The organism is Aulosira sp. FACHB-615 (genome assembly GCF_014698045.1).
Taxonomy (GTDB): Bacteria; Cyanobacteriota; Cyanobacteriia; order Cyanobacteriales; family Nostocaceae; genus Nostoc_B.
This window is the reverse complement of sequence record NZ_JACJSE010000005.1, coordinates 316,674-329,316: the sequence shown is the minus strand read 5'-3', so window position 1 is coordinate 329,316 and position 12,643 is coordinate 316,674. Positions and strand designations below refer to the sequence as shown.

Below are 12,643 nucleotides of genomic sequence, written 5' to 3'. Positions count from 1 at the left end.
TCCAACTAACTTAATTCTATCAATCTGAGTTAGACCTCATGGTGATGCAGCAGAATTCAGAATTATCTGGAGTTGATGGGCGATCACATTTTAGCGAGATAGCTGTGCAAGTCTTTCTGCAAGCCATACCTTAATAATTGATTGACGAGTAACACCCAATCGTTTCGCTTCATAATCTAATGCTTCAATCATCCAGGTTGGAAAATCAACGTTGACTCTTTTCTGTTCATGACCAGGACGCTTGGCTTGGGAAAGGTCTAAAAATTCGGTGATGTCTTCATCCTGATCAAATTTGGCATCAAATTCTGTTGCTTTCATAAATTGCTACCTCTTCTTGTCGTGATCGTCGGACTGAAATAATCCGTACTCTGTTCTCTCGATAGGTAATGATGGCTGACCAGCACTTTTGAGCGATTTTACCGATGACCAGAAATCTTGGTTCGTCTTCTATCCGCGCCGGAATTTCAACTCGATCAGGATCAGCCCAGAGTTCTTGTGCCTCTAGAAAGTTAATTCCGTGCTTTGCTAGGTTTGATTGGCTTTTAGAGTCGTCAAATTCAAATTCCACACCACTCAAAAGGTATAATTTTCATACCTTTATTATACTAATAAAGAGGCAAATTCCCACTTATTCCCAAAAAGCGATCGCACTGGGAATTACTGAGCGTATTTTCGCGTTGAAAAACTAGACAACGACTAGACAGCATTTATAGCTGATTGGTGAAAGAAAGTTGTACATTGCCATCAAGAGCAACTCACAACTAACAGCTAGATATGAACTTCCGTGACGAGTTTAAATTGCTGCTACGCGCCCGTTATCCGTTAATTTACATTCCCACCTACGAAGAAGAACGGGTCGAAGCAGCCATTCGGGAAGAAGCCGCCAATCAAGGTAATCGCCCTGTTTATACTTGGGATTTTGTTGATGGCTATCAAGGAAACCCCAATGATGCCGGTTTTGGGCGACGCAATCCCCTACAAGCTTTGGAATTTTTAGAGAAATTACCAGCTTCAGCACCGGCAGTCATAATTTTACGAGACTACCATCGTTTTTTAGATGATGTGGCGATCGCCCGTAAACTCCGCAATTTTGCCCGACTTTTAAAATCGCAACCAAAAAATATTGTTTTATTGTCGCCGCGCATCGCCATTCCCGACGATTTAACCGAAATTTTAACGGTTGTGGAATTTCCTTTACCCGCCGCGCCGGAAATTAAAACCGAGATAGAACGCTTACTGCAATCTACGGGTAACTCGCTTTCTGGGAAGCTTTTAGATGATTTGGTGCGCTCTTGTCAAGGGCTATCTATGGAACGGATTCGGCGGGTTTTAGCCAGAGCGATCGCTACTCACGGCGAATTACAACCAGAAGATGTAGACTTGGTTTTACAAGAAAAGCGCCAAACCATCCGCCAAACCCAAATTCTTGATTTTTACCCCGCTACCGAGCAAATTTCTGATATTGGCGGATTGGATAACCTCAAAGATTGGCTATTACGGCGTGGTGGTTCATTTACCGAACGGGCGCGTCAGTATGGCTTACCCCATCCCCGTGGTTTACTATTGGTGGGGATTCAAGGAACAGGAAAATCTTTAACAGCCAAAGCGATCGCTCATCACTGGCACTTACCTTTGTTACGCTTAGACGTAGGGCGGTTATTTGGCGGTTTAGTCGGGGAATCAGAGTTACGCACACGCCAAATGATTCAGGTAGCCGAAGCCCTCGCCCCCTGTATTTTGTGGATTGATGAAATAGATAAAGCTTTTTCGGGGCTGGGGAGCAAAGGTGACGCAGGCACGACTAGCCGGGTATTTGGCACTTTTATCACCTGGTTAGCCGAGAAAACCTCACCTGTATTTGTCGTGGCTACTGCCAACGACATTCAAGCCTTACCACCAGAAATGTTGCGAAAAGGGCGATTTGATGAAATTTTCTTTGTTGGTTTACCGTCTCAAGAAGAAAGAAAAGCAATTTTTAACGTTCATTTATCCAGATTGCGCCCCCATAACTTGAAAAGCTATGACATTGATAGGTTAGCTTATGAAACACCTGATTTTTCTGGGGCGGAAATTGAGCAAACTCTGATTGAAGCTATGCACATTGGATTTAGCCAAAACCGTGATTTTAATACCGACGATGTTTTAGAAGCCGCCAGCCAAATCATCCCCTTGGCGCGAACGGCTGTAGAACAAATTCAAAAACTCCAAGAATGGGCGGCGGCTGGGAGAGCGCGTCTCGCCTCAAAACACAGCCCCCTCAGCGATGCCTTTGGCAAGCTACGTTAGAAAGTATGAAGTGTGAAGTCTGAAGTCTGAAATTTTTGAGTCTAAAACTTATGCTATTCAGAGAAGCTACGCACAGCACGGCTACATAACTTCACACTTCATACTTCAGACTTCATACTTGACTATTGACCATTCACCGTTGACCATTGACTATTGACTATTGACTATTAATGTAACTATGCTTTCTGGTCTACTTAAGTTAATACTAGGTTTTATCCTAGCGATCGCTGTTTTATTAGGTACGGGTATGACGGTGGCGCTGTATTTCATCAATCAAACCGCCATACCGCCCAATAAACCGATTTTTGCCAATGATAATCCTTCTTTGAAAAACCAAGCTACCAAAGAACCTAAAAACGATTCTGTCATCACACCTGAACCGGAATCTACTCCAACTCCAACCTCCACACCAACACCCACAAAATCTCCTGAAAAATTACCACCTGGCGCTTATCAAGGACGTGTTACTTGGTCTGAAGGTTTGAGTTTACGTGCCGAACCTAATCAGTCAGCCGAAAAAGTTGGGGGAGTGACTTTCAATCAAAAAATCATTGTTTTAGAAGAAAACCCTGATAAAACTTGGGTGAAGATTCGCACAGAAGGTAGTGACCAAGAAGGTTGGGTAAAAATTGGCAACATTGAACGTACCAACTAAAGTTAGAAATCATCCCCATCTGAACTCACTAATTCTTACTACCTATTTCCTACTCTCTAATCTTTATACTTTTTTAGTAAAAGCCACAGTTATTACTTATAGAAAGTGGTATATTTTTATATATACTGATCACTGTAATTAACATTCAAAAAACTTTATAGATTCTAGTCAATCCAATTAATTTTTAACATCAAAATTTTCCACTTTTGCCGAAAAGCAGTTTGCTCCTTGTGATGTAAACAAATAGCCAAACCCATAACCTTAAAACAAAAGTCCAACAATTTTGGATTTTAGATTTGCGATAGCGTAGCGTTAGCGACGCAGGAGCGTCTTTTAGATTAAATCCAAAATTTAAAATCCAAAATCCAAAATTCTGCGGGGTGGGGCTTGTACCCTAAAGAATCCAAAATCCAAAATCCAAAATCTAAAATTCAGAGGGTCAAGCGAAATACTTTTTTCTTGTACTCAGGGAATTGTCATCAGCCGAAAACTTGGGAAAACATCATGGAAGCCATTGGTTATCTTCATGTCGCCTCAGCCTACGAAGCCTCAGAAAACATAGAGATTGTACCGATAAAATTAGAATTTAAATTTTGGCAGTGGCCTAAACTGTCTAGCCCTGTGGCAATGCGGCTTTTATCTGTAGCACTGACTATCGGAATTTTAAACCTAGCTGACCAAACTTTCGCCCTTCAGCAAGTAGGTAGTCGTGGCACAGCAGTTACAAACATTCAGCAGTGCTTAAAAAATTTAGGTTATTTTAAAGGCACTGTAACTGGCAGATTTGCAAACTTAACTCAACAAGCAGTGAGTAGTTTTCAAAAAGCGCGAGGGCTGGCTGTTGATGGAATTGTGGGTGTGAGGACTCAGCAGGCTTTACAACAATCATGCCAAAGTGGGACTCCCAGTGACAGTAGTAATGGACAATTGCGCTTTGGTAGTAGAGGTACAGCCGTTGCTCAATTACAACAAAATCTCCGCAATTTAGGCTATTTTAACGGCCCCAAAACTGGCTATTTTGGCTCACAAACTCAACAAGCACTCATCCGGTTTCAACAAGCTTCCCGAATTCCGGCTAACGGAGTTTTTGATAGTAGAACAGCCCAAGCACTACAAAGTAATTTAAGTGTTGGCGGGGAATATCCGACTCTGGCGGAAGGTAGCCAAGGCCCAGCAGTCACCAAACTACAACAACGGTTGCGAGACTTGGGCTACTTTAAGATGAATCCCACCGGGAATTTTAGAAGCATCACGAAAAATGCTGTCATTGCCTTTCAACGCAAAGCAGGTTTACCCGCCACTGGGGTTGCAAATACCCAAACTTGGGATGCGCTGTCTAATCCTCCAGTTTCTAGCAAACCCAATACTTCCAGTCAGCAAGTAAGGGATGTACAACAATTACTAAGAGATTTAGGCTACTATTATGGCGATTCGACTGGGACTGTCGGCACGTTAACCAGAAATGCGGTTGTAGAGTTCCAACGCGATAATAAACTCACAGCCGATGGCATTATTGATGCCCAACTTGTAAAAGCGGTGCGCCAAGTCTGGACAGGGAGATATTCTAATCAACCAACTAGGGTAGTTCTCTCAATGGGTGCAAAAGGAGAGAATGTCAAAGCAGTCCAAGGGCGTTTGTCAGAATTAGGATATTTTAACCGCTCATTAGATGGGGTGTTTGGCGAATATACCAAAGCGGCTGTAGTGGAATTTCAAAAGGAATATCGCTTAAATCCTACAGGTAAAGTAGATGCACAAACTTGGAAAGCATTAGGTTTTGATAATTCTGTGGCGCTAAATCGTCCGGTGAGTAGTCGTTATTATGTAGCAGCAGTGCCAATGCAAAATGGCGATACCCTCGACAAAGTGCGTCGCTTTGTTCCCAATGCTTTTCCAGATGTGTCCATGTCAGGAAATTATGTGAATGCTGGGGCATTTAGCGATCGCTCTGTTGCCGAAAATCTCACAAAAATGTTACGCTCCAAAGGCTTAAACGCCAAAGTGCAATTTCTTTAAGACTTCGCTAGTCTAGAATCTAGTCGGTCAGATCCAATACCAGCAAAAGAATGCCAGACTCAGCATTTGTGATCTTTATTATCTTCGGGGTTGTCTGGATATTTATGGGCGCAGTTGCGGTCATTGCGCTTTTCAAGTCGGAAGGACAAAAACTGCGTTTTGATAAATGGGGACTGCTCGTAACTATCCCGATTATCGTCCCAATTGTGATTGTTTTGTTATATCAAGTAATCAGACAATTAATATCTTAGAGACGTTTTAATGCAACGTCTCTAAAATATTATTTACTCAGCACTCTTTAAGATGCCACTTGTGCAGCCGTCCGCGTCCGTCTTCTTCTACCATCGGTAACTTTCATTGTTGCTTCTGGTTCGTCGGGAATTTGCATTAACAAAGTCACAGTTGGTTGACATTGCAATTCTCGCCGAATTGAACGTGCTAATTCTCTTTCTAACGTTCCTTGCAATCCACCCCAGTCTACATCTGCTTGCTCGCTGCCCAAAGCCGCAAATTCTGACCAGCGCACGCCGAGGATTTCTTCAATGCGTTGCTGTACCCATTTTTGGATCAGCGATCGCTCTACACTGGTAACAACACCCCGCAGATGAATTTCTGGCTTGGCCATCAGTTTACCAGTCCAATCAATCGCTGCGGCAATTGTCACAATTCCTTCTTCTGCCATCCGTTGCCGTTCTTGCAGCACCTTGGCACTCACCATACCAGAACTAGAAGTATCTACCAGTTCAATCCCAGATTTCACTTGAGTTCCAACACGGATGGAATTTTCCGTTAGTTCTATAACATCTCCATTCTGGATAATCACCATGTTTTCGGCGGGGATACCCATACTTTGGGCAGTTTCGGAGTGTTTCACTAACATCCGATGTTCGCCGTGAACCGGGACAAAGAACTTGGGACGAGTTAAGGCAATCATCAGTTTTTGGTCTTCTTGACAGCCGTGACCAGAAACGTGAATTCCCTTATCTCTGCCATAGACAACCTTCGCACCTTGCAACATCAACTTATCAATGGTGTTGACAACTGCGATCGTATTGCCGGGAATGGGGTTAGCCGAGAAGACTACAGTATCCCCTTCGCGGATTTTGATGTGGGGATGTTCTTTATTGGCAATGCGGGTCATGGCTGCCATTGTCTCACCTTGAGAACCGGTGGTGAGAATCAACACGTTTTCATCTGGCAGATTGCGAACCATGTGTAGTGGTTGCAGTAAGTTATCTTCACATTTGACATAACCCAAGTTACGGGCATGGGCTATCAAATTCAACATTGAACGCCCCACCACCGTGACTACGCGGTTATGTTTCTGCGCCAGTTGCAAAATCATGTTGATGCGATGCACCGAAGAGGCGAAGGTGGTAACAAACAATCGCCCAGTGGCTTGACTGAATACCCGATCCAAGTTGGGATAAACAGAACGTTCCGAAGGTGTAAAGCCCGGTACTTCTGAGTTGGTGGAATCACTCAACAAGCACAGCACGCCTTTTTCGCCATGTTCTGCCAAGCGTTGCAAGTCGAATTTTTCGCCATCAACTGGGGTATGGTCAAATTTAAAATCCCCTGTGTGAATTACGACACCCAGGGGAGTATGAACAGCAACTGTGAAACTATCCGCGATGGAATGGGTGTTGCGGATGTACTCAACAAAGAAATGTTTACCAATTCGCACGACATCACGGGGCATCACTGAACGCAACTCTGTGCGATCGCGTACACCTGCTTCTTCTAGTTTGCCCTCTAGCATAGCCATTGCCAGTCTTGGCCCATGAATCACCGGGATTTCAAACTGCTTCAAGTGAAAAGCAATGCCACCAATATGGTCTTCATGACCGTGGGTGACGATCATCCCTTTGATTTTGTCACGGTTTTCTCTGAGATATGTCGTATCAGGCAGGACAATATTTACACCGTGCATTGCTTCCGTGGGGAAAGCTAAACCTGCATCTAATAAAACAATTTCATCTTCGTATTCAAAAATACAGGTATTTTTGCCAATTTCATGTAAACCGCCCAAAGGAATAATTTTTAGGGCGGAGTCAGCTTCGTTTTTAGCCATTTTCTCCTTAGTTAGATTGTGGTTTAGTGTTAATAAATTGAAGGTTAGCAAGCTTGTATTAAAGACAACACTGGCTCTCTCTAGGAAAGCAGTCAAATTTCGTTTAGATTTTCAACTTTTGGTGCAATAAAATCGAAATTGTCAATATCTGAGCAGTAATAGCACTGTTTGGAAAAGTGCATCCTGAAAATCTGCCCATTATTCATATATAGATTTGCGGCAAATTGCCAATCATCTACTGCCTAAATTAAATTCAGTTTCTGAAGCACCGCCTCCAGTTTTTGGCTTATTTCCGAGTCAGCATCACATAGTGGCGGACGAGTTGAACCAACCTCCCAACCTTGAAGTTTGAGTGCTTGTTTAATGGGAATGGGGTTTGTAGTGATAAATAAAGCTTTAAATAACGGGAATAGTTGAAGATGAATGTCTCTAGCTTCTGCAATTTTTCCCGCACTAAAAGCTTGAATCATCTGCTGTAGTTGGTTTCCTACCAGATGAGAAGCCACACTGACTACTCCTGTTGCCCCCAGTGCTAACAAGGGCAAGGTAAGGGAATCATCTCCAGCGTAAATCTGAAATTCTTGTGATGTCAAGCGACGGATTTCACTTGCCTGGTCTAAATTACCACTGGCTTCTTTTATTCCAACAATATTATCAATTTCTGCTAATTTGGCAACGGTTTCGGCACTGAGATTTTGACCGGTACGACCAGGAACGTTATATAACAACACGGGGGTTTCAGGGCAAGCTTGGGCAATTGCCTGAAAATGTTGATATAGACCAGCTTGGGGCGGTTTATTGTAATAAGGTACAACTTGTAATGTACCGTGTACTCCTATTTTAGCCGCCTTTTGGGTTGCTGCGATCGCTTCTTTGGTGGAATTGGAACCACATCCTGCTATAACTTTGGCTTTGCCGGACACAGCCTGCAATATTTCCAAAAATAGCTGGTATTCCTCCTCCCAAGTTAGGGTTGGGGATTCTCCTGTTGTACCGCATACCACCAACGTATCTGTTCCGTTGTTAGCTAGATGCGCTGCTAGTTCTGCCGCTACACCATAGTTCACACTACCGTCTGGTTTAAACGGTGTGATCATAGCGGTTAAAACTCTACCAAAATCTCCCACCCTCGTTTTTCTCCTGATTACCTGCTTGGTTTTTGTTATGTTGGTGGTTTTCTATAATGTAATAGCTTATTCGCCAATTACTTTCAAGAGTGATGCACTCATTTGTTTTCTGCCATTAATGTTGAACTGATGACACAAAACTACTGAGAAGCATAAGCTGCTGCTGAGGTGAGCAGATTTTTTTCCACTAATAATTCTGCAATCTGCACGGCGTTTAAAGCTGCACCTTTGCGGATTTGATCACCACAAAGCCACAGTTCTAAGCCACAGGGATGAGATATATCCTGACGAATTCTCCCCACTAACACTTCATCCCGGCCAGTTGCTTCTATGGGCATGGGGAAATGATTTGCCCGCCAATCTTCTACTAGTTTTACCCCTGGCGCATTACTTAAGATTTCTCTGGCGGTATCTGGGCTAAATGGAGTTTCAAATTCTAGGTTAATGGCTTCGGAATGGGCGCGAAGTACGGGAACCCGTACACAAGTGGCACTAATCCTAATTTCTTGGGTGCCAAAAATCTTCCGCGTTTCATTCACCATTTTCATTTCTTCTTCACAGTACCCAAAATCATTGATCGGGGTATTGTGAGGAAATAAGTTAAATGCTAAAGGATAAGGCAGAACTTCTGCAACTGGTTCTTGTCCTTGGAGAATAGCAGCAGCTTGCGTCTTCACTTCTGCCATTGCTTTGGCACCAGCACCACTGGCTGATTGATAGGTGGCGGCAATAATCCGTTTGATCGGTTGGATTTGATGTAAGGGCCAAATTGCCACTGTCATCAAAATTGTTGTGCAGTTGGGATTGGCGATGATGCCTTGATGGGCGGCTGCGGCTTGGGGATTCACTTCCGGCACAACTAAAGGCACTTGGGGGTTCATCCGAAAAGCACTGGAGTTATCAATGACGACTGCGCCTTTTGCAACGGCCACGGGAGCCCATTTTTTCGATGTGGAACCACCAGCACTGGCTAACACTAAATCTACATTTTCCAGAGCGCGATCGCTAACTGGTTCTACTATTAAATCTTCTCCTTTAAATTTAAGCGATCGCCCCGCGCTGCGTTCAGATGCTAGTAATTTTAATTCCGCCAATGGAAAATTTCGGCTTTCTAATAATTCCAGCAACTCTGTACCAACAGCACCAGTCGCACCCAAAATAGCTACACGATATGTTTTAGACAAATGAACTTCCTCCCTTCATTTAAGAGGTGACGAATAATGTTTTGAAATTGAGATTTATGGCAATAGCAATAGCAGATTTTGAATAATTCTTTGGTTCTATTTCAGGTTTTTAATCACAGTAGGTTAATTTTTGGGTTACATATCTTAATAAATAAATGAGAAGTTTACAATTTTTTATAATTACCCAGTGAATTTCCTACCAACTCAAAAAGTATATATCATTTTACAACAAATTACGGCTCAGAAAAAAACCTCTAGTAAATCAGGCTCAACCATAACTATTCTTGAGCAGGACTTACGCACCAAGATTGTCTATGAAGATTGGGTGTAATGGTTTTAGCTCATAGCCCAGCATAAAAGCAGGACTAGTACAGGTCGACGGCAATAGACAGATCACACTCCGACCATACTCAGTGACCATAAAAAATTGCTAAAAGGCTTGTGGTATCACTATTCTTTTTTGCCTTTTCCCTTCTTGCACTAGTCGCTTTACTCAGCACTCTCAAGCCAAGAGGCAGATTATCAATGTACTATGATCCAAGTGGCATTCAGCCAAGCAAGTTTAAACCGGGACTTGTTGGGTAAACAGACCCCACAAGTTTACAGTGAGAGGGTGTATAGATAAATTTATTGTGGTAAAGTGTCAAGTCCTTTGCCATTGGCAGTAAACTGGATATCTACTGAAGGCACTTGCCATTCCTACCTAGAGATATCAAAGCGCATAAGCGTTAAATTGTGGCTTATGTGTTCTTGGAGTTAAAAATACTAAATAGAGACGCAGCATGAAAGTTACCCAGGAGAAACTTCCCGCCAGCCAAATCGGGCTAGAGATAGAGATTACACCAGAAATCACTCAAAAAACCTACGAACAAGTTATTAAAAACTTATCCAGTACTGTTAATATTCCTGGGTTTCGTAAAGGTAAAGTGCCTAGACCGATATTGCTTCAGCGCCTGGGGGTAAGTCGCATTAAAGCCACCGCCTTAGAAGAACTGATTCAAGATGGCATCGAACAAGCGGTTAAACAAGAAGATATTCAAGCAATTGGTCAGCCGCAATTGCGCTCTTCCTTTGAAGACTTGATCAACAATTATGAACCGGGAAAACCCCTGACATTCGTGGTGGCTGTGGATGTAGAACCGGAAGTCACCCTGAACCAGTACACCGGGTTACAAGCCCAAGCAGAAGAAATCAAATATGACCCCACCCAGGTAGATAATGTCCTGGAAAAAGAACGCCAACAAATGGCAACACTCATTCCAGTCGAAGGTAGAGCCGCCCAAATTGGTGATGTGGCTGTTGTCGATTTTCAAGGGGTGATAGCTAAAGCTGAAGGCGATGATCCTGATGCGGAACCAACACCAATTCCTGGCGGTGATGCGACTGATTTCCAAGTCGAGTTACAGGAAGATAAATTTATCCCTGGTTTTGTCACAGGTATAGTCGGGATGAACCCTGGGGAAACCAAGGAAATCTCCGCCCAGTTTCCAGATCCTTATGTCAACGAAGAATTAGCAGGCAAACCAGCAATTTTTACAGTCACCCTCAAGGAATTGAAGGAAAAAGAACTGCCAGAATTAGACGATGATTTTGCTCAAGAAGTCAGCGATTTTGAAACCTTAGAAGAACTGCGGAAATCTTTAGAAGATCGGTATCAAAAAGAAGCTGAAGATAAAACTAAAACCAACAAGCAAGAAGCACTACTGGCAGAACTACTGAAGCACGTAGAAATTGACTTGCCAGGAACCTTGATTGAGCAAGAAGTTGATGCAATGCTGACTCAAACTGCTATGCGCTTGGCGCAACAGGGTTTGGATGTGAGAAAGCTGTTTACTCAAGATATTATTCCGCAATTGCGGGAGAGGTCTCGCCCAGAGGCAATTGAACGTATCAAACGTTCTTTAGCCCTACGAGAAATCGGCAAACGCGAATCTTTGGTAGTTACCCCAGAAGAACTCCAAGCCAGAGTGACAGAACTTTTAGAGCAGTATGCTGATGAAGATATTGACGAAGAAAAACTCAACTCAATGGTGGAAAATGAACTGCTGAGTGACAAAATTCTCAATTGGCTCTTAGACAACTCATCAGTTGAATTAGTCCCAGAAGGCACTTTAAGCGCCCAAGCAGAACCAGCAGATGAAGCAACTGCACCTGAGACTGAGGAAAGCAACAGTGAAGCTACGGCAGAATCAGCAGTAGAAGGTTAGGGGTGTAAGGGTGCAGGGGTGCAGGGTGCAGGGAGAAAATGACTCAGCACTCAGCACTCAACACTCAGCACTTCCCTTCGGCTATCTCTACTTTTGGGCGATCGCAGTTCTGTTTTGGGTAGATTAGGCTAGGGTAGTAAGTATCTGGTTCGAGTGTGAAAAATTATTACTCAGCACTCAGTCGTCAACATTTAAGGGAGGCTTAAGATTGCTGGAATTTTAGACAAAATTCTTTACCTGTAACGACCTGAGCTTGATACTGTGTTACACGAGAAAAATCTGGATGAGGCATAATGGTTAACACATAGCTCAAATCAAAATCTCATCCGTGAAAAAAGCAGCGATCGCTGCCTTAAGCTAAGTCCTATTAATTCTCAGATATTCTCCTATGCTTTTATCGCAGTCGGGAAATTACCCCATCATCAGTTCCAGCCACCTGGCTATTAACTCCCATTTGAATGGCCCTAACAGCATTGTGCCAACTGTGGTAGAGCAGTCAGGGATGGGAGAAAGAGCATTTGATATCTACTCCCGCCTGTTACGAGAGCGGATTATTTTTTTAGGAACAGCCATCGATGATACCGTTGCTAATTCCATCGTGGCGCAGTTGCTGTTCCTAGATTCCGAAGACCCAGAAAAAGACATTCAACTGTACATAAATTCTCCTGGCGGTTCCGTCTACGCAGGAATGGCAATTTATGATACAATCCAACAAATCCGCCCTGATGTGGTTACGATCTGTTTTGGATTAGCTGCAAGCATGGGGGCATTTTTGTTAGCTGCTGGAACCGCAGGTAAGCGTATGTCTTTACCTGACTCTCGAATTATGATCCATCAACCCCTAGGTGGCGCTCAAGGTCAAGCCATTGATATAGAAATTCAAGCCAGAGAAATTCTTTATATCAAGGCACAGTTGAATCAGTTATTGGCTCATCATACTGGTCAACCTCTAGAGAGAATCGAAGCAGATACAGACCGCGACTTTTTCATGTCGGCAGAAGAAGCTAAAAATTACGGTTTGATTGATCAGGTAATCTCCCGACAAAATCTTCCCACAGCTGGGGAAAACGTCACCATTCTGAAATAAGAGGCTG

11 protein-coding genes are annotated in these 12,643 nt (G+C 43.3%); 6 read left to right on the top strand and 5 right to left on the bottom strand.

Features of this window, described 5'->3' with window-relative positions; genetic code table 11:
• Nucleotides 1–90 precede the first annotated feature (90 nt).
• Together brnA and H6G77_RS10920 are read right to left on the bottom strand one after the other, a co-directional pair.
• Nucleotides 91–318, bottom strand: a complete 228-nt coding sequence (gene brnA / locus H6G77_RS10925) for a type II toxin-antitoxin system BrnA family antitoxin (protein ID WP_190590471.1) — start codon at nucleotides 316–318, stop codon at nucleotides 91–93.
• Nucleotides 299–568 (bottom strand): BrnT family toxin, encoded by a 270-nt coding sequence (locus tag H6G77_RS10920; RefSeq protein ID WP_190590472.1) that lies wholly within the window; start codon nucleotides 566–568, stop codon nucleotides 299–301. Before H6G77_RS10920 ends, brnA begins: the two co-directional genes overlap by 20 nt.
• A 206-nt stretch (nucleotides 569–774) precedes the next feature.
• Between H6G77_RS10920 and H6G77_RS10915 the strand changes: the two genes are divergently transcribed.
• From H6G77_RS10915 to H6G77_RS10900, 4 genes are all read left to right on the top strand, one after another.
• Complete coding sequence (locus H6G77_RS10915) at nucleotides 775–2,286, top strand: AAA family ATPase (protein ID WP_190590473.1); 1,512 nt, start codon at nucleotides 775–777, stop codon at nucleotides 2,284–2,286.
• Nucleotides 2,287–2,464: 178 nt separating this feature from the next.
• Nucleotides 2,465–2,941: an SH3 domain-containing protein gene (locus H6G77_RS10910; protein ID WP_190590570.1), complete on the top strand. Its 477-nt coding sequence runs from the start codon at nucleotides 2,465–2,467 to the stop codon at nucleotides 2,939–2,941.
• 504 nt (nucleotides 2,942–3,445) lie between these two features.
• Nucleotides 3,446–4,957 (top strand): peptidoglycan-binding protein, encoded by a 1,512-nt coding sequence (locus H6G77_RS10905; protein WP_190871563.1) that lies wholly within the window; start codon nucleotides 3,446–3,448, stop codon nucleotides 4,955–4,957.
• Between the two features lie 50 nt (nucleotides 4,958–5,007).
• Nucleotides 5,008–5,208: a hypothetical protein gene (locus H6G77_RS10900; RefSeq protein ID WP_190590475.1), complete on the top strand. Its 201-nt coding sequence runs from the start codon at nucleotides 5,008–5,010 to the stop codon at nucleotides 5,206–5,208.
• 47 nt (nucleotides 5,209–5,255) lie between these two features.
• Here H6G77_RS10900 and H6G77_RS10895 read toward each other — a convergent pair whose 3' ends face one another.
• The 3 genes from H6G77_RS10895 to H6G77_RS10885 all read right to left on the bottom strand — a co-directional run bounded on the left by H6G77_RS10895 (nucleotide 5,256) and on the right by H6G77_RS10885 (nucleotide 9,342).
• The gene (locus tag H6G77_RS10895; protein ID WP_190590476.1) at nucleotides 5,256–7,031 is read right to left on the bottom strand and encodes a ribonuclease J; all 1,776 of its coding nucleotides are present in this window, start codon (nucleotides 7,029–7,031) and stop codon (nucleotides 5,256–5,258) included.
• A gap of 242 nt (nucleotides 7,032–7,273) precedes the next feature.
• Nucleotides 7,274–8,158: a 4-hydroxy-tetrahydrodipicolinate synthase gene (dapA, locus tag H6G77_RS10890; RefSeq protein ID WP_190590477.1), complete on the bottom strand. Its 885-nt coding sequence runs from the start codon at nucleotides 8,156–8,158 to the stop codon at nucleotides 7,274–7,276.
• A gap of 140 nt (nucleotides 8,159–8,298) precedes the next feature.
• Nucleotides 8,299–9,342: an aspartate-semialdehyde dehydrogenase gene (locus H6G77_RS10885; protein ID WP_190871562.1), complete on the bottom strand. Its 1,044-nt coding sequence runs from the start codon at nucleotides 9,340–9,342 to the stop codon at nucleotides 8,299–8,301.
• 782 nt (nucleotides 9,343–10,124) lie between these two features.
• On the opposite strand from H6G77_RS10885, the gene tig reads away from it, so the two are divergent.
• Entirely contained in the window at nucleotides 10,125–11,549 is a 1,425-nt protein-coding gene (gene tig / locus H6G77_RS10880) for a trigger factor (protein WP_190590479.1), read from the top strand.
• 388 nt (nucleotides 11,550–11,937) lie between these two features.
• Complete coding sequence (gene clpP, locus H6G77_RS10875; protein ID WP_062293118.1) at nucleotides 11,938–12,636, top strand: ATP-dependent Clp endopeptidase proteolytic subunit ClpP; 699 nt, start codon at nucleotides 11,938–11,940, stop codon at nucleotides 12,634–12,636.
• The last annotated feature ends 7 nt before the right edge of the window (nucleotides 12,637–12,643 follow it).

Bases quoted from the DNA above. Each gene is read 5' to 3' on its own strand.
- brnA (WP_190590471.1), bottom strand. From the start codon at position 318: ATGAAAGCAACAGAATTTGATGCCAAATTTGATCAGGATGAAGACATC.
- H6G77_RS10915 (WP_190590473.1), top strand. From the start codon at position 775: ATGAACTTCCGTGACGAGTTTAAATTGCTGCTACGCGCCCGTTATCCG.
- H6G77_RS10910 (WP_190590570.1), top strand. From the start codon at position 2,465: ATGCTTTCTGGTCTACTTAAGTTAATACTAGGTTTTATCCTAGCGATC.
- H6G77_RS10905 (WP_190871563.1), top strand. From the start codon at position 3,446: ATGGAAGCCATTGGTTATCTTCATGTCGCCTCAGCCTACGAAGCCTCA.
- H6G77_RS10900 (WP_190590475.1), top strand. From the start codon at position 5,008: ATGCCAGACTCAGCATTTGTGATCTTTATTATCTTCGGGGTTGTCTGG.
- H6G77_RS10895 (WP_190590476.1), bottom strand. From the start codon at position 7,031: ATGGCTAAAAACGAAGCTGACTCCGCCCTAAAAATTATTCCTTTGGGC.
- tig (WP_190590479.1), top strand. From the start codon at position 10,125: ATGAAAGTTACCCAGGAGAAACTTCCCGCCAGCCAAATCGGGCTAGAG.
- clpP (WP_062293118.1), top strand. From the start codon at position 11,938: ATGCTTTTATCGCAGTCGGGAAATTACCCCATCATCAGTTCCAGCCAC.